Annotated in this window: 21 protein-coding genes; 5 read left to right on the top strand and 16 right to left on the bottom strand. The window is 32.2% G+C overall.

The features are described 5' to 3' along the window. Positions 1–326: 326 nt before the first annotated feature. The 8 genes from cas2 to cas6 form a co-directional block, all read right to left on the bottom strand. Entirely contained in the window at positions 327–590 is a 264-nt protein-coding gene (gene cas2, locus EJ01_RS03630; protein WP_048082042.1) for a CRISPR-associated endonuclease Cas2, read from the bottom strand. A 21-nt stretch (positions 591–611) separates the two neighbouring features. Next, a complete protein-coding gene (gene cas1b, locus EJ01_RS03635; RefSeq protein WP_048082041.1) occupies positions 612–1,577 on the bottom strand; it encodes a type I-B CRISPR-associated endonuclease Cas1b in 966 nt (321 codons plus the stop codon). Between the two features lie 63 nt (positions 1,578–1,640). After that, positions 1,641–2,156 (bottom strand): CRISPR-associated protein Cas4, encoded by a 516-nt coding sequence (cas4, locus tag EJ01_RS03640; RefSeq protein WP_048082040.1) that lies wholly within the window; start codon positions 2,154–2,156, stop codon positions 1,641–1,643. A 43-nt stretch (positions 2,157–2,199) separates the two neighbouring features. Beyond that, positions 2,200–4,641: a CRISPR-associated helicase/endonuclease Cas3 gene (locus EJ01_RS03645; RefSeq protein WP_048082039.1), complete on the bottom strand. Its 2,442-nt coding sequence runs from the start codon at positions 4,639–4,641 to the stop codon at positions 2,200–2,202. 35 nt (positions 4,642–4,676) lie between these two features. Continuing rightward, positions 4,677–5,327: a CRISPR-associated protein Cas5 gene (cas5, locus tag EJ01_RS03650; protein ID WP_048082038.1), complete on the bottom strand. Its 651-nt coding sequence runs from the start codon at positions 5,325–5,327 to the stop codon at positions 4,677–4,679. 14 nt (positions 5,328–5,341) lie between these two features. Beyond that, positions 5,342–6,274, bottom strand: coding sequence for a type I-B CRISPR-associated protein Cas7/Cst2/DevR (gene cas7i / locus EJ01_RS03655; protein ID WP_048082037.1), 933 nt, complete (start codon positions 6,272–6,274; stop codon positions 5,342–5,344). Further along, positions 6,271–7,764, bottom strand: coding sequence for a hypothetical protein (locus tag EJ01_RS03660; protein WP_052375809.1), 1,494 nt, complete (start codon positions 7,762–7,764; stop codon positions 6,271–6,273). The genes cas7i and EJ01_RS03660 overlap by 4 nt, the downstream gene beginning before the upstream one ends. A gap of 37 nt (positions 7,765–7,801) precedes the next feature. After that, positions 7,802–8,542, bottom strand: coding sequence for a CRISPR-associated endoribonuclease Cas6 (gene cas6 / locus EJ01_RS03665; protein WP_048082035.1), 741 nt, complete (start codon positions 8,540–8,542; stop codon positions 7,802–7,804). A 405-nt stretch (positions 8,543–8,947) separates the two neighbouring features. On the opposite strand from cas6, the gene csa3 reads away from it, so the two are divergent. After that, a complete protein-coding gene (gene csa3 / locus EJ01_RS03670) occupies positions 8,948–9,541 on the top strand; it encodes a CRISPR-associated CARF protein Csa3 (RefSeq protein ID WP_048082034.1) in 594 nt (197 codons plus the stop codon). Between the two features lie 324 nt (positions 9,542–9,865). Here the strand turns inward: csa3 and EJ01_RS03675 are convergent, their stop codons facing one another. Next, a complete protein-coding gene (locus tag EJ01_RS03675; RefSeq protein WP_157197620.1) occupies positions 9,866–10,057 on the bottom strand; it encodes a hypothetical protein in 192 nt (63 codons plus the stop codon). Between the two features lie 173 nt (positions 10,058–10,230). Here EJ01_RS03675 and EJ01_RS03680 point away from each other — a divergent pair, with 173 nt between their 5' ends. The 3 genes from EJ01_RS03680 (at position 10,231) to hepT (ending at position 12,089) form a co-directional block, all read left to right on the top strand. Then, complete coding sequence (locus tag EJ01_RS03680; RefSeq protein ID WP_157197619.1) at positions 10,231–10,536, top strand: hypothetical protein; 306 nt, start codon at positions 10,231–10,233, stop codon at positions 10,534–10,536. Between the two features lie 724 nt (positions 10,537–11,260). Next, positions 11,261–11,665, top strand: a complete 405-nt coding sequence (gene mntA / locus EJ01_RS03685) for a type VII toxin-antitoxin system MntA family adenylyltransferase antitoxin (protein WP_048192845.1) — start codon at positions 11,261–11,263, stop codon at positions 11,663–11,665. Positions 11,666–11,669: 4 nt separating this feature from the next. Continuing rightward, the gene (hepT, locus tag EJ01_RS03690; protein ID WP_048082030.1) at positions 11,670–12,089 is read left to right on the top strand and encodes a type VII toxin-antitoxin system HepT family RNase toxin; all 420 of its coding nucleotides are present in this window, start codon (positions 11,670–11,672) and stop codon (positions 12,087–12,089) included. A 1,023-nt stretch (positions 12,090–13,112) separates the two neighbouring features. Here the strand turns inward: hepT and EJ01_RS03695 are convergent. The 7 genes from EJ01_RS03695 to EJ01_RS16320 all read right to left on the bottom strand — a co-directional run bounded on the left by EJ01_RS03695 (position 13,113) and on the right by EJ01_RS16320 (position 19,850). Then, positions 13,113–14,270 (bottom strand): oligosaccharide repeat unit polymerase family protein, encoded by a 1,158-nt coding sequence (locus EJ01_RS03695; protein WP_048082029.1) that lies wholly within the window; start codon positions 14,268–14,270, stop codon positions 13,113–13,115. 96 nt (positions 14,271–14,366) lie between these two features. Further along, a complete protein-coding gene (gene cfbB / locus EJ01_RS03700) occupies positions 14,367–15,713 on the bottom strand; it encodes a Ni-sirohydrochlorin a,c-diamide synthase (protein ID WP_048082028.1) in 1,347 nt (448 codons plus the stop codon). A 133-nt stretch (positions 15,714–15,846) separates the two neighbouring features. After that, positions 15,847–16,824, bottom strand: coding sequence for a DUF2207 domain-containing protein (locus tag EJ01_RS03705; protein ID WP_084689127.1), 978 nt, complete (start codon positions 16,822–16,824; stop codon positions 15,847–15,849). Positions 16,825–16,960: 136 nt separating this feature from the next. Continuing rightward, complete coding sequence (locus EJ01_RS17925; RefSeq protein WP_269221159.1) at positions 16,961–17,524, bottom strand: DUF2207 domain-containing protein; 564 nt, start codon at positions 17,522–17,524, stop codon at positions 16,961–16,963. A gap of 26 nt (positions 17,525–17,550) precedes the next feature. Then, complete coding sequence (locus EJ01_RS17930; RefSeq protein WP_269221158.1) at positions 17,551–18,768, bottom strand: DUF2207 domain-containing protein; 1,218 nt, start codon at positions 18,766–18,768, stop codon at positions 17,551–17,553. A gap of 9 nt (positions 18,769–18,777) precedes the next feature. Then, positions 18,778–19,338 (bottom strand): LemA family protein, encoded by a 561-nt coding sequence (locus EJ01_RS03715; protein ID WP_048082027.1) that lies wholly within the window; start codon positions 19,336–19,338, stop codon positions 18,778–18,780. Positions 19,339–19,457: 119 nt separating this feature from the next. Next, the gene (locus tag EJ01_RS16320; protein WP_052375816.1) at positions 19,458–19,850 is read right to left on the bottom strand and encodes a hypothetical protein; all 393 of its coding nucleotides are present in this window, start codon (positions 19,848–19,850) and stop codon (positions 19,458–19,460) included. 810 nt (positions 19,851–20,660) lie between these two features. Here EJ01_RS16320 and EJ01_RS03725 point away from each other — a divergent pair. Next, positions 20,661–21,782, top strand: coding sequence for a putative DNA modification/repair radical SAM protein (locus EJ01_RS03725; RefSeq protein WP_048082026.1), 1,122 nt, complete (start codon positions 20,661–20,663; stop codon positions 21,780–21,782). Positions 21,783–21,828 lie beyond the last annotated feature (46 nt).

The following is a 21,828-nucleotide window of genomic DNA, read 5'->3' on the forward strand; positions in this document are numbered from 1 at the left end:
TACATGCTATTCTTTGGCCTTTTAAACACTTAAAAATGTCGATCTATGATTCCTAAGTTCTTTTATATGGATCAACGACTTTTAATACTCACTTTATTTAAAAAATTAGAACTTCATATGCATTTTTCATTTATTTAAAAATGAAAAGACATGTTAAAAATCAAACAAAGATAATATGCTTTTTTTAAAATAATTTAAAGATAAAATAACCTGAAGTTATTTTAATCAGGAGTTAAAAATTCAATTGATAAACGATCAACTAATTACGCTTTAAAAACTGAAAAACTAAAATAAATACAATTAAATAAAAAATAAACTAATGTAGATCAAAGTATTCCATTTATAGGTGCTTTTTCAACACCTAACACTTTCCTGGTGAAAGCATCATCTGTTCTGAACCGATATATTATCACAGAATCATCTTTTTTGTTTATAATATCAAGTAAGCCTGTTTTTATTTCTTCAAGTTCGCTTTTGGTGACTTCTCCTTCAAAAACAGAATTTTGAATCCAGTAAAGGTGTTTTCGGAGGAATCCCTTGACTTTATTCACGCGCTCCACCTTAATATCATATACAATTATCACATACATTAGATCACACCACCCTAACTGTTACCACCACATCACAAAAGGCTTATACTCTTTAGACCCCAGAAGATGTTTTATCAGTTTATACGATTCTAATCTTATAAGCCGCTTGTAAGAAACTTTTCTGTTAAGTTCTCGGTGTTTAATGGTCTTTTTAAGCCGTTCATCATATTCTTTAATGAAAATTTTCCTTCCACGATCATTTAAAAGGCAGTAATTCAGATCTTTTTCAAAATCATCTTCACTGAGCATCCGCTTGTTTACAAGGTAAAAAATTAACCTGTCAACAAGAATCGGCTTGAAAATCTCACTTAAATCCAGCGCTAAAGAAAATCTCCGCTCTGAAGGCTCATGAAGATAAGAAATAGTTGGATTAAGCTGAGTATTGTAAATTTCAGACAATACTGTTGAGTAAACCATAGAATTTCCAAAACTTATAAGCGCGTTTATCATATTTTCAGGAGGCCTCTTAACCCTCTTATCAAAATTAAAATTTTCAGGGAGAATTTCATTCATCTTCCGGTAATAATCGGCACGTATCCTCCCCTCGACATTCATAACCTCTGTTATAATGTTACAGCCATCTAATTCAGGTAATATAGTGCTTATCTGGTTTTCAAGGTGGTAATATTTAAGAACTTTCTCCATGTTCTTTGCAGCGCCTTCCACAAACTTTTTAGCAATGAAAATCCTCTTTTCATGGTCCAGATAATGTTCAGCCTGGTTTATAATTAGATCTCCAGATAATAATTTTTCTCTTGGATAAAAACTACCGTCGTAATAGCCGTAATAATTAAAGAAATGTACAGGTATGCCTTCTTTTGCAAGCAAGTGTATTGCCTGGGAAGAAAAAGTTAAAGAACCGTAGGCATAAATTGAATAAATTTTGTTGATTGGAATCGGCTTTTTGCCGTCTTTATTTACAAAGTATACAGTATTCTCCCTTCTTTTAAGCATTCCATCTGACATTAAATAATAGTTCTTTTTCATCTGGCTCACCCGCACGCCACAATATACATTCATTTAACTATATTTTAAAGAATATTCAAATTTTTAGACCCAGCAGAACTCAAAATATGCACATTTCCTGCAGATTTTCATTCTTTGAGGTTTTGGAGTGTCCATATCCAAAATATTACCAATATCTGCAATTACATCCATCAACTCCTTTTCTTTAGATTCATCCAAATCTATAGTGATTTTCTTTCTTATTTTAGGGTAGTTGATCACTCCTTTGATATTTTCAATGCCTTTTTTCTGCTTCAAGTAGTACATGTAATATAAGAGCTGGTATTCATGGGATTTTTTCATCTTACGGCTCTTTTTAACCTCGTGAAGTTCCAAACAGCCCTGTTTTTTAATAAAATCAATGCTAATTAGATTATCAATTGTGTACTCCTTTTCCTCTTTGTAGCTTTTTTCGTGGAGTAATTTTCCAAGGGATACAAGATCAGACTCCTGTTCCATCTGGATATGGTGGGAAAAAAGCCATAGTTTAGTCTTGCAGATAAAATAGTAGTGTATTTGAGTTCCTATTATCCGGAGGTTTTTTTCGGAGTCTGAGAGCATATATTAACTCCTGTACGTACATTATAACTGCTTTGTAAATAAATTACAGTATATTACCATTTGAAGTGCATTGAGCTTTTTTACCATAATTAAAGCCAATTTCATTATTATAATCCATTTCACAAATCATATAATGCTTTTCTTTTCTACCAATCAATTTAGAAACAATTTCAAAATACTCTAATTCATTACCATGGTCTTTTTGGTCATTCTTATACCACCAAAGCGGTATTTTAACCTGATTTTCAACTTTAAGGTTATTTCCTTCATTTTCATAATATTTACAAGGGATTACATCAATTTTTTGAACTTTTTCTTCCCTTATTTCTAATAATCTTCCTTCATCTTCTCCAAAAGCAATTTCTATTGGTCTGTACCCAAATAGTGCGCATTCTTTGAAAATCTTTTCTAAATTGGTTTTTTTCAGTTTATAATCATCATAAATCTCATCACATAATTCTTTAACTATTTTGTAAGATATTGGGCCATTTAAAATGTTATTTTCCGTTTTTTGCAATAATTCTTCATCATAGGGAAGATGACTTTCAGGTACGAATATTTTCATTTCATGAGAAATACCATTAGTAAAACAAGTTTTGCCTTTTCGATTAAGACGGCCTCCTCTTTGACCAATTGCATCAGGAGGTGCAATTTCAGTATACATCACATCACAAGATATATCTAAAGATATTTCAATTACTTGAGTTGCTATCAAAATAAAAGGCCCATTTTCAGATTTATCTTTAATTTCTGACTCCTTTTCAACTCTATTCTTATAAATGAACTGAGAATGATATAATACTACATTTGGATCATCATACTTCTCTTCCAAATTAAGTTTTAGTATCTTATAAAATTCCTGTGCTCTTTTTACAGTATTTAAAATTATAAATTGTTTTAAACCAAGATCATATTGATTTATAATACTATCAAGAATTTCTTGATTGATTAATGTATTCCATTCATTTTCATCTGTAGCTTTTGAGATTTTTATTAAATTATCATCACTTAAATTAAAAGAAAAGGGAGTGTATTCAATACCTTCCTTATCAACTACTTCCACATAATCTTCTAACTCCTCTCGAATAAAATCGGGAAGTGTTCCAGACATTAGTAAATGAGGAATATCAAATCGTTTAAGAATTCTAAATAAAGTGATCAAATGATTAAGAGTGTGTTTTTCGTAATAATGTACTTCATCAAAGATTATTGTGGCATTTTGAAGGTTTCCTAAAGCAAAATCTGCCTGTCTAAATCCATGAACGAAAGAATAAATCAAATGATCAATAGTCGTTACAGTTATGGGTTTAAAAAATACATTTCCTTTAAATACATCCCCTTGTATTTCATCAATATCTTCTTTATTTAAATCTTCATTTTCTTTCATAGCTTCAGATTTAAGTTTTATAAAGCTTTTACCATGGAATAATCCCACATATTTCTTACCATTTTCCATTTTTTCATTATCTGATTCTCCTTCACCAAACATTTTACATAATCGTTCCCACATTGCATTGCTTGTTACCTGCGTAGGCAAAGCAAAAACAATTTTATTTCTATCATAACTTTTCATAGAATTTAAGGCCCATAAAAGAGATGCTTCAGTTTTTCCCCTTCCACATGGAGCAAATAGAACTGAAAATTTAGGCGATTTTTTGAAAAGTTCTGATTGGAAATCGTGAGGTTGATGATTCCCTAAAACAATTTTTATTGGATTTTCTATATTTAATTTGGTAACATACTCCTCAGGATTCTCTATAACCGAATCAAAAAGTTTAATACTTCCATTATAAGTCTCAATGAATTTAGAGAAATTTGCACTTGAGTAATCATCACATAGTTGAAGAATTGAGAAAAAATAGGTGAAAATCGATTTTAAAATTACTTTTTGGTCAAATTTATGAACATTTTTTATAGTTTTTTTCAATAACCTTCTAGCTTGACTAGATTTAAATTTGATATTACCCTTATTTATTTCCAAGCCATCAAAATCGAAATATTTATCAAAATTAAGATCTTTATGTATAGTAATCGCGTTTTCAGTGAATTGAAATATATTTTCAGTTAAGAGCTTTGGTTTCCCAAAATTCTCATCATTATCATAAATAGCTCTATGAAGCTGAGTATGATGCCCCAAAACAGCCAATTTTTCTATAGGAATACCCAATAATTGAGTATATCCTATATTATTTAACAAAAAGAAAGAATAATATGCATGTGGATATTTTTGGGAAGACTTTCCTTGGTTAATATTGTCTTGAAATTGTTCTGTAAGTTTTCCTATATCATGAAGATAAATGCTAATAAATAAATTCCTTAAAAAAAGTTCTTTATCCAGATCCCATCTTTTACAAAATTGAGTTATTGTCTCCATATTACTTTCAATATAAGCTTTTAAAATTTTCAAAGAATCAATTGTATGTCCTTCAATGGTTTGAAAGAACTCATTTTGGTTTTTAACATGTCTTTTAGCAAAATATTGCATTTAAACACTATCCTAAAAAAATTTGATAATTAAATTTAAAAAAGAAAAATATTTTCACCATTGAAGTTGAATATTTCAGCTTCTCCATTGAAATTTTCATCTTTAGGAATAGATACTGTTCTGTATTCAAGTGAGAAATTTCTTCCTGCTTGAATGAACTTGTAAGGGATTTTTTCAATTATGCAATTTTCATGTATTCCATCCATGACACAAAATGTTTCTTTGGAAGTAGCTTTTCCTATTTCTACAGGTTCAAAAGTGTTTATATCAACAAGTTCATCTGATCCACCTATATATAAAGGCCTTTTTGGATTTTTCAATGCATGATATATGTTTTGGATTTTTTCTTGATCACCTGCAACATAAATATCATAAACAGGATTAACAAGAAATTCTTTAAACATTGGGGAAGAAGAGAACGTTTTTTGGTATTTTTTTCCCGTACCCTTTAATTTTAACACTTTTGCCATTTCTGTGGAACGATTAATACAGTTTTGAGGTTTTATACCGATCTTTATCCACTCTTGAACTCTTAAATCATCCCTTCTAAGCCCTAACGCGTTAGATATAACTCCTCTAATAGTAGTAAATGGAGGTATAGTATATGAACTGATCAAACTTGTACTCGTTGATTTTCTAAAAGTTGTAAAATAGAGTACTTCTATTCTAAATTTAAATCCAAACATTTGATTCACTACTTTTATTCTGTAGGTAACACAATTAGTGCATTATCAATAGCTTCTTTAGGAGTCTTTATCTCAATTTCCTTTTCTTTAAACAAAGTTTTTACCCATTGTTCATCTTCTTCATCCAATATTCCAGATATCATACCAAAGAATATTTCATCACTGTAATTTGAGACTTCCTCCAAAATTCCTTTAAATCTCTCTTTATTTAGTTTTCCTTCTTTATTAAGTTCAAATAATTTTTGTAATCTATGAGAATATACATTTTGGAAAGAAATTGCAATTAAATCAGGGGTAAAATCCGTTAAAAGCCGCGCCTGTTTAGAATAATCTGATATAAATCCTACTCCTTCAATAACTTTTTTAGTTCTGGATATTTTTTCGCTTTTATCTGTGATTTTGTCTTCTATTTTTGTAGTTCTGTTTTTTTCATCTATTTCTTCTTCAGCTCCAACTCTTAAAAGATCAATGGAGATTCCACTTTTGTATATATTGGTTCCCATTTCAACATTTACAATGTCTCCTTCCATTTTTTTTCCTTCTGTTACTCTATGTCTTCTTGTTAAAAAGTCCACATTCGAATTATCATCAAAGGGAAGAAGTCCAATTGCAGGAGACACTTTGACAGGCGAAACTCTTGTTACAGCCCCTGTTCCCTTTACAGTGGTCATAAAACCAAATAAATCGCAGTTAATGCAATTAGAGATATTTCCACAAGTTTCTCCTTTATCATCGGGTACGCACATGTACTCTTCATTACTCAAATTTCTTCTGATTGCTTCTCTAAGATAAAATCTCATTGCTTGGCCACTTACATAAGGATACTCAATTCCATTTTTTTTATATTTTTTTACATCAACGTAATTGCTTTCTCCTTCTCCAGCATTTAAGTTTGTCAGATCTGTCTCAGACAGCCATACCATGTTTATTCCTTTTAATTCACTCATTTTTTTTCTCCTCCTCTTGAACCTATTGCATAATACATTGATGAATAAACTACTAATAAATCTCTAATTTCAGTCCATTGAGCTTCATTATCTTTTAAAAGTTGAATAAGTTCATCTAAAGACGTTGGCCTAACTTTCGCTTTTTTTATGTCAATCCCAATAAGTTTTCTGGATATTTCTCTTAAAACACTCCAAAAATCTTCAATACTCCTAGTTTTATCTAATTTGTATAAAAGACTCAAATTATTTTTGGAAACTTTTGCAACTATGTTTCCCACGCCTTTAATTGAACCCAAACTCTCTTTGGATATTCCCATTTTCTTCAACCTCCAAATATATATTAAACTTTCTAAATTCCTCCTAGTTTCTGAGGAATAGCCTACTTTACCTCCTTTTCGAGGTAGCAACATTCTCGAAAAACTTCTAAAATCATCTATAAGAAATGATTCTGATAATTTTTCTCTAATTTTTCTTGTTAAATCCCAATCCACTGGAGCTCCTTTGGGATTATCTATAAAAAAGTAAGTTTCTTTTATCAAGTTGGTATAAACCCTAATTTCATTTTCTCCAATTAATTCTTTCATCACTCCAAGAATTGAATCCGTCAGATTTAACATTCTAAATTTTATGTTCTTTACTGAACCAAAAGGCACTTCCATAATGGCCCAATTCCTTCCAATAACATTTTCATAATCAATATCTAACAGAAATTTTTCATAAAAACAGAGAAGAGTACTAAACTTTCCAGGAGTTCCTTCCGTTTTATCTTCATCAAGGTTTACTCTTATATTAGAGTATCTTTCTGATTTGTTCAATAACGGCCCATATTCTTCTTTAAATTCAACTAAATCTTCAAAATTGTCAAAATATGGTAAAAACAAAATTGATTTATCTCCAGGAAAGGTTCTATAAATTATTCTGCTATCTAACCACTCGAGTATTCCAACCATATAACATATTGGACAAAAATTATCATAATATTCTCTAAAAGAATAAAAATTTCCATCTTTATATGTCCTAACCCCACTTAAACTCTTTATTTTTGTTACAAAAGGATAAGATGCCTGTTGTAACTTTTTATAAGGTTTAAAAAATGTATTGCCACACACAACACATGTTCGTTCGCCATTTTTTTCAATCAAATCAAGGATTTCACTAGTTGATTTATTGGGTTCAGAGTAAATATTTTCTTTAAACGCTACAATCCCATCAATTTTCTTACCTTCCTGAATAAGCACAAAATCTTTTTTTATTTCCTTTATTTCGCCTGTTTTTTTATCTTTATGCTTTACAATTAAAGTATTTCTGTTGTTTTGAATTATAGAAGACAATATGCCCCTTAATCCATCTTTATCATTTGTGTTGACTGTTAACTCTGTTTTATCAAGATTTATATCAATTTCTTCTTCAGAATCGTTTATTAAGCGATAAAGATTTTCCACTGCATTATCCATCCATATATCATTATAAATGGGTATTTTAATTTCCATTATTTCACCAATCAAGTTTCATATAGCCTAAACCTAATCAAATCTCATCATATCTATTATTTACTAAATCAACCATTCCAAAACCCATACTATTCTTTTCTCCAATCCCACAATCATACGCAAATTCTAAAAGTCTCTGGTCAGCCTCAATCTCAAAATTCATCATAAAGGCCCTGTGGAAATTCCCTTTAATATCAATCCTGCGCCTCTTGGCAGATTTCATGTCAGGCCTAATCCTCACCCATCTATCACCGTCAAAGTCACCGTAAAACTTAACGTACTTATTGATCAGGTTTTTCTGGACGCTTTCATAAAACCGCTCGTCTCCAGGCCCTAAATCCCATATTTTAAGTTTCCCGTTAACTTCTCGCTTTATCCTGGCCATAACTGGAGACATAGTTCTCATTTTCATGCTTTCTTTAAACACCGGCCTTTTTAGAAGCTCAATCTGTTCAACTAGCAGGTTATCCCCTTTAAAATTAACTTCAGTGTTCTCAAGATGGCCCTCAACAAGGCTCTTTATCAGCTCATCGTTGGGCGAAGAAATGTAAAATTCAAGTTTTCCATCCCTGGAAACAACTCCTCGTTTTGTAAGCTTAAACTGAGGAACATAAATCTGTGAAAAAGTAAAAAATTTGAAATCCTTTGAAAAATGGAGTTTGCTGGCCAAATCAAGGTCAGCTATCTTACGATAAATAATAGCAGAAAGAATATGGTTGTAATTATAAGGAATTAAATAATTACCGCTTGATGATGCTAAACTTATTTTTAATCTCATCCTTCTTCACATCCTACTTTATTACATTAATATATAAAGTTTCTTATTCTGTTGTAATTGGAAATTGGAAATATGACGCAAGGGCAGCATTATATCAAGTAATACTCATTTTAATTCTTTTATCACATGAAATATTACATGTCAATTCCCTTGTTTTAATAAATTTCACTTGAAAATATTGTAAATGATAGTATATAAATGTACATGTTTTTCATTGACATATATAGGACAAGGTATAACTAATGATAAAATACCTATAAAATAAACATTTTACATTTACAATTAAGCAGGAGATACATCCCTTAAATAAGAAAATAACAGAATTCAATGAAATTGATTAAAAAGAAATATAAATAGAGTACAGATATAGAGTTAACATATTATATTTCTAAAACGGTGTGCACAATGGAATATACTTTAATCTCAACAATTTACAAATTAGAACCTGTAATGTTCTGCATCACCCAATTCTCCCCTAAAAGAATTATCCTTTTAAGTGAAGACGATGCTCCAAAGGAAAAACTTGAAGCTGAGCGAATTCTCAAAGAAACAATTGGAAAAGTAATAGACATAGAAAGTAAGCCAACAAGCCTTTACAATGTCGTAAAAATAGCACATGATACCGCCGAAATTATAGACGAAGAATGCGCACATGGAAGGAAAATTATAGTTAATATCAGCGGTGGTAGAAAGCCACAAGCTTTAGGTGCATTATTCGGCTGCTATGCAAGACATAATGATGTTGAAAGAATTGTATACGTGACAGAAGAAGACCGAGAAGTAGTTGATCTCCCTATTTTAAACTTTGGGATTTCTGCAACCAAACGGATGATTCTAGAAGAGCTTGAAAAAGGAGAAACTTCAGTTAAAAATCTTTCTGTAAAGGTTGGAATAAGCAGGGGAATGACCTACAACCATATACGTGAATTAAGGGAAATGGGTTTTATTTCAGCAGATAAATTAGAAATAACAAGTGCAGGCCAGCTTGCCATTATTTAACTTGAATTATACATAAAATTGACTTATTAAGGCTTAAAATTTAAAATTGAAAATTATATATCCTTTTATAGATACATAAAACTCATTTTATTTAAATATTAAAATTTAGAGCATAAAATTTATATAGATAAAATTACACACAAATATTTGTCTAACTCCTGATTGTTGTATCGGGAAAAGCTTAATTTAGATCGTGGAGTTTGGCGACAGCGCGGTCTAAATAAAACTTTTAATTAAAAACTATTTTTGAATAAATATCTTAAATATCATCAAAATTAAAACCAGTTTATTATAATTTTAGAAATAGTAAATTTAAAAAATAATTTATTTCTTCTTCTGTTTTTCAAGGCAATCGCGCGCAATTAAAATCAATTTAGAAAGTTCCATACTGACAGAGCCTTGTTGCATTCCAAAATCTTCAAATGCTCTCTTATTAAGGAATTCTGCCGCTTCTTCAAGAATAGTGGCCCGTATATATTCCTTATTTTCTTTAGGAGTGTTTTTCCACTTTTCCATAAACTCTTCATCTTTTGCCATGAAGCTATTTTAACAAATAAGCATATTTATACGTTTTTAATTTGATATGTATATATTTTGTTATTTTAATAATTTGCACAATTTATATATATTAAACTTGCTAAATGACAACATAACAAAACAATGAGGAAGTTGAAATAATGTGTAAAAGCATGAAAAAGATTAAACAAATTACAAATAGTAACTTAAACCATCAAACAACAAGTAGTGAAAGTGAATTGGTATCTACACTGATAGACAATGTAATTGAAACAAAAAAAACTGTTTTAAAGTCAGGTAAAACTGAAACTCCCCAAAGCACGTCCCTTGATATCCTTTTTTTAATAGACGAATTCAAAAGTAGGTTTGAAAAACTAGGAGAAAAAGCAAGAGAAATCGCGCAGAAAAACGGCAGGACTGTTGTAACTTACGAAGATGCTGATGAAGCACTGAAACAGATACGAACAGAAAAAAGCTAATTAAATATAATTAATTTAAAAAGAAATAAATCAGACTACTTTAGGATTGAAATCAGATATTATTAATCTCTAATTTTTATTAATAGGTTAAAATCAGACTATTTTAGGATTGAAATCAGATATTATTAATTTCTAATTTTTAATAATAAATTTTATAGTATATAATATTAACTATTTTAACCCTGTATAAACCGCTTAAATTTTTTCTAAGAGGACAATATTGCTCTCTAAATCAAAAAAGAATTTAATATTATAAAATTATTGTATTAAAAGCATATTAATTAATATAATATGCTAAATAGCATGGATACTATCTTTAATTAATCAGGATCTAGTTACTAGATCCTCAAAATAAGTTATACGGAGAGTAAGAGGTAACCGAGGTGCTTGAAGGTGGTCACTCTATACGCCCCACATAAAAATTGTTAATAGAAAATAAAGTCTTTATTATTTTCACATTAACACGTGGAATTCTATGTGATTAAAACAAGTATAAGTTAAAACTAATAAGTTTTAACTTATAATTAAAATAAATAGTTTTATTTGATTTACAGACCGTAACCCTAAGCTAATCTATTTTAACAATCAGATATAATCTGAAAACAGATTTACCCAATTTGAAAAAATTTTCATACTATTTTTAGAACAACGATTTCCCAAAATTTAATAGATATAACTTAAAGAATATTAATGGAGAGATGAGAGGAAGTTAAAAGGTGATTCTTTGAAGTACGAGAAGGAAGTTAAAGAATTTCTGCAAAAACAGGCCCATGTTAAACTGGCCTACCTCTTTGGATCTGTAGCCCTGCAAAAAGCAGGTAAACTCAGCGATATAGACATTGGCATCTTTTTAGACGAATCACTTGAAAAAAAAGAGAAATTCAAGATAAAACTTAAATTAATATCGGATTTAGAGAATATTTTAAAAAATAACCGAATTGATCTGGTTATAATGAACGATGCATCCATTTCACTTAATTTTGAAATTATAAAGGCAAATTATCCTCTTTTTATCCAGAATAAAAATCTTAAGGTGGATTTAGAACAATATATCATATCCCGGTACCTGGACCGCCAGTATTACGACAAAAGGTGGGCGGACAGCCTGATTAAAAAAACAGCTAAATGAAAAAATGAAAACAAAGGAAAAAATTGCCCGAAAAATAAAGAATATGCAGAGATATGTAGACTTTTTAAGAGAGCAGCCTGCAGATGAAAAAGAATTAGTAAAGAATTACCTCTTGAAATCTGCAATTGAGCGTAATCTTCAACTGGCCATTGAGTCTGCCCTGGATATTGGAGAAGTTATGATTTCATCCGAGAACCTGGAAAAACCAGAAGACTATCGGAGCATTATAATTACGCTTGGAAAAGAGGGTATAATCCCTGGAGAATTTGCCAGAAGATTTTCTGAGGCAGCGAAACTCAGGAACATACTGGTGCATATGTACACAGAGGTTGATCCTGCCATGATCTCACAGATACTGGCGAATAATCTGGATGACTTTGATGAATATGCACGATACATTGCCCGTTATCTAGACAAAGTGTGATAATGCATGATTTATGCTTATAATAGTCTGATTTTAAATCATTTAAAATAACACTAAATATTAGGCCCTGGAGATTCAAAATACGCACATTACCTCAAATTTTCTATTTCATGCTGGAGTTTACCTATTCAGTAGTTGAAATGGGTTTTATTTCAGTAAATAAATTAGAAAATAACAAGTGCAAGCCAACTTACTATTATTCAAATTAGACATTTTAGGATTAAAATATTTAGAATTAGTTATAAGTTAAAAGTAATAAGTTACAACACGTAAACAAAAGGGGATAGGGGGACGAAACTTCTAAAAATCTGGAAGTAAAATACTGGAGATAATATCTCGCCCCCTGTTTATTAGTAGAATGCAATACCTATTCATACTTTTCGGTATTACAAATGGATTATAGTCAAAAATAGGTATTATTAGAATTTTTTATGACTTAAGCGAGGATTATGTGCAATATTAGATGAATTTTGTAAAAAATTAAAAAAAGAGCTCTCAAACACTGCGTGTTTGGGGGTCCTCGAAAACGAGGTTTTCAGGGCATGCGAAATCGTAGATTTCGCTGTTCAGGAAGCTGTCAAAATCTGTAGGATTTTGATGCATTGAAAATCTTCGATTTTTAACAGCCTGCGAAATTTATAATTTTAGAAAAAGCTGTCAAAAACTATGTTTTTGATGTACAGAAAATGCGAAGCATTTTCTTTAACTTCGTTTTTGACGCAGCAAACACAACGTGTTTGCATGCTTTGCTTTTTCTAACTCCCAAAAACCTTTTTGAGGATTTTGGGAAACTTTGGAATTACAAAGAACTCCAAAGTCTCTGCCAAGCCCTATTTTAAAAAATTAAAAGAACCGCCTCCGATCCTGTAATTTTTCCTACTTTAATTAATAAACTCCATAGTATATAATATTAACTATTTTAACGTTGTATTATGAGGCCAATTTTGCTTTATCATGGCAATAATGCATTATAACTACAACTAACTTTGTATAGTACTAAATTATAAAAATAAAAAAAAATAATTAAATATTTTCAGGTTTTGAGTCCTTTTTTGAAATTCCCCACATGTTCCTTGCAAACACCACCAGAGCTATAACTGCAAGTGCGTAGAACAACCATACTATAAAATCAGTAGGCCCTGTTTCAATCCAGATAAGAGTGTGCGCAAGAATTACGGCGTAAACTGCAGTAAATACCCCATCTGCCAGTTTATGGGCCGAATGAAGCAGCCTTAAAAACAGACCGATCAGGAACATCTGAATAGCAAGTGCAATATAGCCAAAATCGAGCATTGCAGGACCAAATATAGTTGGAGTGATCATTTTATGGTATCCAAGGACCACATCACCTACAATATACCTGGGATGGCCTGGTGTGAATGTATTATAGAACATCGCCCCATGCGTAGCTCCTGCCATGTGCACGATTTTATCAAACACCATGAATGTAAATCCAGCCCTATAAAAAACCAGCTGAATAGGGTTTAAGGTCCACTGCTGCCATTCAATGGATTTAACTGCGATATATCCTACTGCAATTCCAATAACTGCCGCAACCACAGCAAATATTAAAAAGTGCTTGAACTGCAGCCCCCTTGTATAATAAACTGTTATAAATACGCTGAGTAATATGGCCATTGTGGTGGTCCTGTAACCAGTAGCCGCAAATAAGGCCAGTCCAACTACAAACAAGAGATAGTACCATCTGTTATGATATTTTGCAATTAATATGTTTATTGCAGGTAAAAATAGAATATAAGAAACTCTCCAGAGGTCATTAGTTGCCTTTGCTTTAAGGTAGCCGCTGAAAAGAGGAATTCCTCCCAGTAAATAAGTGTTTAGAAGTTCCAGGAATATTGCAATTAAAACAACTGCAAGTAAAACTTTTTCATTTAAAATAACACTGAGCTTAGAATTTTTCAATTTATCATTAAGTTTATCCTTTGAAATACCGCTTGTATCCAATTTAGGTATTAAATTGAACCTGCCAATAATTTTAGGGGTAAGAGCACCTATAATAAAGAACAATGACCCAAAGAATGCTGCAAACAGCGTTTCACCAGATACAAAATCTAAACCTTTTAAGTGGTACTGATATGCAACGAGTGCAAGTGATACATATAAAATTATCCCTACTATTACAAGATATGGTGAAAATATATCTACGTTTTTAACTTTCATGATTTTTCCATGCTAATTTTTTAAGTTTAATTAAATGATAATTTTTATTAAATTATACAGTTTCTTTATCTGCATTCTATAAAAAGTTTCGGAACCTTAGTTATCTCCAGCACTTCTGGTAAAGTTAGAGGCGAACTGAGGGCACGCTGCAACATGGGTATGTACATAGCTTGCAACTGTGTTTTTACTCATGAGCCCGTCCAGTGAATTTTCTATGCCTTTTCCCCTGAGTATTTTAAATGCATATTCGGGTTTACCATTTACCAGGACTTTAGAGTAATGGAACTCATGACCCCTGAATACGTCGCCCTTCTTTGTAATTATATTATCTTTTCTAGCCTTAGAAATTACATAACTTAAACCCTGAACTTTTTTAGTCATTACGGAGTCGTAATTAAAAATTTCGCACATTTTTTTCCCATTTATGGAATTTGTAAGGTACATGAGCCCCCCGCATTCAGCATAAACTGGATTTCCATCATTATGGAATTTAAGGATAGACCTCCTCATAGATTCGTTCTGCTCAAGTTCTTTTGCAAAAATTTCAGGGTATCCTCCGCCGATGTAAATTCCATCCACATCAGGAAGCTCTTCATCTTTAAAAGGGCTAAATGGAACTACTTTTGCATTGTTAGCTTCCAGAGATTCTATGTTTTCAGTGTAATAGAAGTTGAACACTTCATCCATGGCAACTCCAATTTTAACCTTTTTCCTGTTTTCTTCCTGCCATGTGTCTTCCCTTCCTTCAGGCAGCTTTCCAGCGTTTTTCATTATAGAAATAAGGGCATCCATATCTACATTTTCCTTGATGATTTCTCCCCATTTGTCAATATAACCCAATAAATTTTCACGTTCTACTGCAGGTACAAGGCCGAGATGTCTTTGTTCTACCTTTATAGCATCATCCCTTTGGATTCCACCAATTACATCTACACCTGCCAGTTTTTCAACTGCTTCCTTGGTTTTAAGGTAGTGATTTTTATTTTTTACTTGGTTTAAAATTACCCCTTCAATTTTAATGGTTGGGTCGAGTGTTTTAAACCCAATTACAACAGCTGCTGCGCTTTTTACAAGACTTCTGGAGTTTAAAATGAGTATCACTGGCGCGTCAAGCGCCTTTGCGATGGACGCAGTACTCCCAACATCATCAATAGGGCTTATTCCTTCATAAAGTCCCCTTACACCTTCAATTATACCAAAATCAGCCCTTGATGTATCTAGGCCCCTTTCAAATGAGGTCCGTATTTGCCCGTCGGACATGAAAAATGAATCGAGATTCCTTGAACTGTTTCCTGTTGCAAGTGTGTGGTAAGATGGATCTATGTAATCTGGCCCTACTTTAAACGGCTGGACTCTGTATTCTTCAGACAATGCCTTCATAATGCCTGTTGAAATGGTTGTTTTCCCTACTGCACTTCCTGTTCCTGCTAAGACTATTCTCATATAATGTAATAAGGTGATGTGTTATTTAAAAATTTAGTTTGAAAAATTTTTAAAATTTAAAAATCAATATTAATGAATTTCCAAATTCTTAATGCTCTTTTTGCACTAATTATAAGTTTCTTAAGCTATAAAATTAGTTTAATTCTAATATTCGTTTATTATGTTCTTTAAAATACCCATAATAATTGGACATGTGAAACATGTACACATCCGATTCTTCGAGTTGATCATCTGAGAGTGATATCTCCATAGCTCTTCTAACCCCTTTAGCAGCACCTAAAGCAGTGGCATATGCCAGATATTTATCCCAAATTTTCACAGATTCTGGAGGATATTCTTTAATTAAGCTAAAATCTTCAATATAACTCCTGAAATTCATCCATCTTTTATAATATTCTCGACCATAAGCTGTCCATTGTCCTGCAATTCTTTTGGTCAAGAATAAAGATATGATAGATGATATCCACAAAATCAGCGCACATGAAATAAATGTTCCTGAAAATAACTTAGAGGGAAATGAATAAAAAATCAAAGCCCAAGCTATTATTGTCCCTAAAACTCCAAAAGTTTTTAAATAAATATATCCTCTACTATGAAATGCATCCTTAAAATTATTCCCATCTAATAAAGTACTTCTGACTTCATTTCTCCAAATTCCATATGCACTATATGAATAACTAGGATCCAAGTTTTTTGAAATTAAATCCAGTGATATAATGCCATCCTGTTCAGATTCCTTCAAAAAATCTAAAACCTGTACTTCAAATTTCCAGAGGGACGAAATGTCATTATTAGGGTTAATCTCTAGCAATAAAGACTCATGATAGTGAGATCCATTATAAGATTCGTTTTTTAAAAATAAGTAATTTCTACTGATTAAATCAAGTATAGTAGCTCTAAAACCATCCAAATTGGGAACTCCAACTCTTTTTGGATCTCCAGCACATACTGCATTTACAATAGCAGGAGGATCATCAGTCGGCATATCAACTTCATATTCTGTATTATAATTAATTTTAGGCGCCCTATTCATTAAATAGATATATAATGGCGAGAGAGCCCATAATAACATTAAAATTTCCACTATTGAGGAATAGATAAAGATATCCATGTATTTAATAAGCCAGAATGTTATTTAAGAATTTAGTTTAAAAAAGTAGTGAAGTTATGAATTGATCAAATTCAAATTTACCCGCTAAAAAAGATATAAAATAGGTTTAAAAATTTAGATAAAGTGAAAGAAGAGCTTAAAATGCTCCTCCTCCACCCCCCCCAAACCCACCGCCGACACCGCCGGCTCCACCAAAGTCATTTCCACCGGAGTTTGCAGCTGCTGCAGTGTTCATACCAGTATCTAAACCAGATGAAAGGAGCCAGTATCCGCCGTAGTAGTGGAACAGAAAGATATCACTTTGGGCCAGCTGGTCATCTGGAAGGCTCATTTCCATGGTCTTCCTGACTTGATCTGCCACCCCAAGTGCAGTTGCATATACCAGGTATTTATTCCATACCTTAACAGATTCAGGAGGATATTCCTTTATAAGGCTGAAATCCTGGATATATTTCTTAAAATTATGCCATTTAGCATCGAACTCTTCACCATGAGTAGTCCACTGTCCTGCAACCTTTTGAGGCATGATAAGCGAGATAATAGCCACAATTCCCAGAACAAATGACGCAAATAATGCATATCCCGAGGCGGGCATAGGATCAGATATTGTGAAAAAGAACGTCGCTGCTGCAGCAACTAAACCAATGACTCCAAAAATCTTGAGGTATGTGTCCCCTTTCTTCAGGAATATCTGGTCCATGATTCCATCATTTAAAAATTCACTTTTTAAATCACTTCCCCTATACCATATGATTCTTTGAATGACTGTGCCAGGTTTCGATCCTTTAAATCATTTTTAAGGTTATCTAAATTAATGACACCGTCCTCTTCAAACTTTTTAAGGATAGTAATAGTGTCGTATTCAAAGTTTGTAAGTTCATCGAGATTTTTTTCCTCGTTGACTTTAAGTGAAACAGATCTATCTTTATCCTTCTCTAGGGTTTGAGGGATATCCTGTATTAACAGATGTTTGCGGTCTATAAGGTCCATTATAGTAGCTCTAAACCCATCCATGTCAGGTTCGCCTATTTTTTTGCCTAATCCTTTACCAGATATTGCATTTACCACAGCAGGTAAATCATCAGTTGGCACATCACGCTCATATTCTGCCTGGTAGCTGATTTTTGGCTCCCTTCCATAGCGGAAGTAAATAAGCAGAGGTATGAAACATGCGAGTAAGAATAGAACTGCCAGTACTGAGTAAAGAGTTGATTTAAAGTTTAATTCGTTTTGATAATCATTTTGAATCTTTTCAATTTGACTCAGGCCATCCTGATTTATTATAACTCCATTTGTGGGGTTTGCTGCAAATTGACTTTTAGGTATGACCATCCTGAGTTCAAAGAAATCTCCTGAAGGAACAGTTTTACCCACCACATTTAAAGTGTTTCCACTCCAGCTGGAATTTTCAGCAAAATAAGGAGGATTTAACCAGTATTGTACACCACTACTTGATTTGAGGTGTATATTTGCGTTAACTGCCCCAATATCTTTGTCCCACTGGGTACCAACCATTTCATACTGGAGTTCGGCCACATCATTGTAGAACTTAATTCCATGTAAAAAGTCATATTCAATGGTAACTGTAACATCTTTATCAGTTATGGGAGTTGTTTTTTGAGAGTTGGAGTATAAATATATCTTTATCCGTTCCATTCCTCCAGAATAACTTACCGTAGGTTCCGCATAAGCTCCCTGTGCCGATACTTTTATATTTTTCAACTGCTGGTTACCGCTTATCGGTATATCCCGGTATATTCCATTGTAAGTCCCTGTAAACGAGTAATGAATGACTTCTTTAACATGCAGCGTTCCGTCGCTCTGTGGAAAGAGATCCATGTCAATAGAAGGTATGGAATAATCCTTTGCAAATGCTGCAGTTGAAAATACTGAGAATGTAAGTAAAAATAGTAAAGTTAAGGAAATAAAATGTTTTTTATCCATTAAACCCACCTAAAACTGTACTTTTGGAACTGAACGAGCTGATTCTTCCACTTCAAAGAATTCTGACTCGGTGAAGTTAAACTGGCGGGCTATCAAGTTGCTTGGAAACATCTGGATCTTGTTGTTGTACATGAGTACAGTATCGTTGTAAAACTGCCTTGAATAAGCTATTTTATCTTCAGTTTCTGCCAGCTGACTTTGTAAGTCCCTGAAATTTTGATTTGCTTTTAAATCCGGATAATTTTCTGCTACCGCAAAAAGGCTTTTCAAAGCACCAGTTAACATGTTATTTGCTTCTGCACTTTCTTGAACTGTTTGAGCGTTCATAAGGCCAGATCTTGCCTTAGTAACCTCTTCGAATACACCTTTTTCGTGTTTAGCATACCCTTTAACTGTTTCTACCAGGTTAGGTATCAGGTCAGCCCTTCTGTTTAGCTGAACATCTATTTGGGACCATGCATTTTTAACCCTGTTACGTAATCCAACAAGGTTATTGTACATAGCAACTATCCAAATCGCAAAAATAACCACAATAAGTATAATTATTCCTATAATTATGTAGGTTAACATCTTCAATCACCATCTCAAGATGGTGATGTTTTATTATTTATACATTTGGAAAAATAGCCATAAAATAATAATAAATAGTTTAAAATTAAAAAAGAGAATTTTCACACTTAACCATGTGATTAAGCGGGCACCAAATATGTAGGATGCCGGCAAACATGTTCTTTACCATGTACTGCACAGAAATCAGCGTCACAGCAGGTACATCGCATCATTCCTTCGGGGCAGTCGCTTGTTTTTTCAAATATAAGTGTACCATACCGATGACATACGGGACAATAATTTATCCATGAAGGGTCGTGTAATTTATAATCTTGATAACAACTGCACGAACATCTAGCAGTTACTACCAGTACATCATTTCTAGCTTTAGCCTTAGCTTTTGGCTCAGAAGCTACTTGAGCCGTATTTGATTGAGATGGGGACTGTACAACTTTAGATCCAGTTGAATAATTTGCGTTTTGATCATTTAAAACTCCAGAAAACAAGCCGACCGTGGCAACGCTAACTACCATAATCGGTAAAAACCATTGTTTCGGCGTAATTATATCTCCTCCACGCACATTTTTTAAACAGTCACTTTGTAATACGGATATTGTATTTATTATTACATTTAAATATTGTGGTCTAAAATCCAAAAAAAGGCCCATTTACAGTCTATTTTTTAATTTAAAACTGAATTAAAAGGAATTATATTTTAGAAACAGAAATTCCTGTTAGAGGTTCTTATTTTTAATATAATAGCTCCCAAAGAAGCCTATTTTATAAAAACATAAGTATTAGATGTTTTCCTCTTGCAGATATTTTCTTCCAAAAGAATGTTCAGCGGTAAACCTAATTTAATTTAGACTACGTCACTCATTTTTCAGCACTATCTTCCAAAAAAAGTAATTTATATACTAATAACTAATTTTAACCTTTTAAAAAAATAATTGACAAGTGCTTTCATACATTCAGAAAATAAAATTATGTTTTTACAAGATTAATTTTTTAAATAATTTAAGTTGAGTTTTATGAGTCTAAATTCAATAAAAATATTTAAAATTTCATTTAAACATATATAAATCCATTATTTTGTTATTTAAATTATTAAAATAATATTTAATGCAATAAAATACGTAATAAATTTTATGTAGCTAAATTATATGGTTTTTTTTATAGAATTTGAAAATAAAAACTACATACTTAAAATATTATGATAAAAATGATTTTAAAATACATTTTAAATTAAAATTTAGATTATTATAGAAATAGTGATACCAAACGAATACTTGTACATTGCTCTAGAACAAATTATAATACTATTTTTGATATAATAAAATATAATGAATTCACTGCAAAAACTCAAAGTTCTTGGAGAATCAGCAAAGTACGATCTGTGTAATTATGCAGACCCCAATTTTGAAACTTATGCATCAGGCAAAATGCTGGGAGTATACAACAGTACTGCACCTGATGGACGCTGCATACCGTTATTTAAAGTGTTAATGACTAACAAATGTTCAAATGACTGTAAATACTGCGTGAACCGCAGCGGCAGGAAATGCGAACGTTTTGAATATACACCTCAGGAACTTTCGAACCTGTTTTTAAATTACTTCAACAGAAGATACGTGGAAGGCTTATTCTTAAGCTCTGGAATTTCTGGAGACATAAACACTTCCATGGAAAGGGAAGTAGAAGTTGCAAGGATACTTAGAGACTACGGGTATGACGGATATATACACCTTAAAATCCTTCCAGGGACATCTTACGATTTAATTAAAAGTGCCATGCACCTGGCAGACAGGGTAAGCATAAATATGGAAGCTGCAACTCCTGATGGATTTGAAGAACTTACAAGCACCAAAAACTATAACATAGATATTTTAAGGCGGATGAAGTGGATCAGCAAATTAGCAAAAATGGACCCTGCTATGGCACCATCAGGGCAGACCACTCAGTTTATCATTGGGGCTACAGATGAAAATGATGAAGAAATTTTAAGCATGACCAAAAAACTGTACGATAAATTAGAACTTAAAAGAAGTTATTTCAGTGCTTTTAGCCCACTCGAAGATACTCCACTTGAAAATCACGAAATACCTCATCCTAAAAGAACTTCAAGGCTTTACCAGGCTGATTTTTTATTAAACTCCTACGGTTTTAATTTAGATGAACTGGTATTCGATGAAAATGGAAATATAGATACACAAATAGACCCCAAATATTCTTTTGCCCTGAATAATATGGATCTATTCCCTACTGAAATTAACGAAGCATCATATGATGAACTTATACGAGTTCCAGGGATAGGCAAAATATCTGCAAAAAGAATTATAACTCTAAGAAAAAGGGGCAGGCGTTTTGAAAAGCTAGAAGAGCTTCAAGATTTGGGCGTGGCTGTAAAACGTGCCGAACCTTTTATAAAACTAAATAAATCTTATCAAGCTACATTAGGTTTTTAATTTTTTGTTAAACACATCAAAAAATCTTTAATCCAGTTTGAATATA

The sequence above is a fragment of the Methanobacterium veterum genome (assembly GCF_000745485.1).
GTDB classification, from domain to species: domain Archaea; phylum Methanobacteriota; class Methanobacteria; order Methanobacteriales; family Methanobacteriaceae; genus Methanobacterium_D; species Methanobacterium_D veterum.

Bases quoted from the DNA above. Each gene is read 5' to 3' on its own strand.
- EJ01_RS03675 (WP_157197620.1), bottom strand. From the start codon at position 10,057: ATGGAAAAGTGGAAAAACACTCCTAAAGAAAATAAGGAATATATACGG.
- cas7i (WP_048082037.1), bottom strand. From the start codon at position 6,274: ATGAGTGAATTAAAAGGAATAAACATGGTATGGCTGTCTGAGACAGAT.
- EJ01_RS03645 (WP_048082039.1), bottom strand. From the start codon at position 4,641: ATGCAATATTTTGCTAAAAGACATGTTAAAAACCAAAATGAGTTCTTT.
- cas6 (WP_048082035.1), bottom strand. From the start codon at position 8,542: ATGAGATTAAAAATAAGTTTAGCATCATCAAGCGGTAATTATTTAATT.
- EJ01_RS03715 (WP_048082027.1), bottom strand. From the start codon at position 19,338: ATGTTAACCTACATAATTATAGGAATAATTATACTTATTGTGGTTATT.
- EJ01_RS03705 (WP_084689127.1), bottom strand. From the start codon at position 16,824: ATGGATATCTTTATCTATTCCTCAATAGTGGAAATTTTAATGTTATTA.
- cas4 (WP_048082040.1), bottom strand. From the start codon at position 2,156: ATGCTCTCAGACTCCGAAAAAAACCTCCGGATAATAGGAACTCAAATA.
- EJ01_RS16320 (WP_052375816.1), bottom strand. From the start codon at position 19,850: ATGGTAGTTAGCGTTGCCACGGTCGGCTTGTTTTCTGGAGTTTTAAAT.
- EJ01_RS17930 (WP_269221158.1), bottom strand. From the start codon at position 18,768: ATGGATAAAAAACATTTTATTTCCTTAACTTTACTATTTTTACTTACA.
- csa3 (WP_048082034.1), top strand. From the start codon at position 8,948: ATGGAATATACTTTAATCTCAACAATTTACAAATTAGAACCTGTAATG.
- hepT (WP_048082030.1), top strand. From the start codon at position 11,670: ATGAAAACAAAGGAAAAAATTGCCCGAAAAATAAAGAATATGCAGAGA.
- EJ01_RS17925 (WP_269221159.1), bottom strand. From the start codon at position 17,524: ATGGACCAGATATTCCTGAAGAAAGGGGACACATACCTCAAGATTTTT.
- EJ01_RS03680 (WP_157197619.1), top strand. From the start codon at position 10,231: ATGAAAAAGATTAAACAAATTACAAATAGTAACTTAAACCATCAAACA.
- cas2 (WP_048082042.1), bottom strand. From the start codon at position 590: ATGTATGTGATAATTGTATATGATATTAAGGTGGAGCGCGTGAATAAA.
- cas1b (WP_048082041.1), bottom strand. From the start codon at position 1,577: ATGAAAAAGAACTATTATTTAATGTCAGATGGAATGCTTAAAAGAAGG.
- cas5 (WP_048082038.1), bottom strand. From the start codon at position 5,327: ATGTTTGGATTTAAATTTAGAATAGAAGTACTCTATTTTACAACTTTT.
- EJ01_RS03725 (WP_048082026.1), top strand. From the start codon at position 20,661: ATGAATTCACTGCAAAAACTCAAAGTTCTTGGAGAATCAGCAAAGTAC.
- EJ01_RS03695 (WP_048082029.1), bottom strand. From the start codon at position 14,270: ATGAAAGTTAAAAACGTAGATATATTTTCACCATATCTTGTAATAGTA.
- EJ01_RS03660 (WP_052375809.1), bottom strand. From the start codon at position 7,764: ATGGAAATTAAAATACCCATTTATAATGATATATGGATGGATAATGCA.
- cfbB (WP_048082028.1), bottom strand. From the start codon at position 15,713: ATGAGAATAGTCTTAGCAGGAACAGGAAGTGCAGTAGGGAAAACAACC.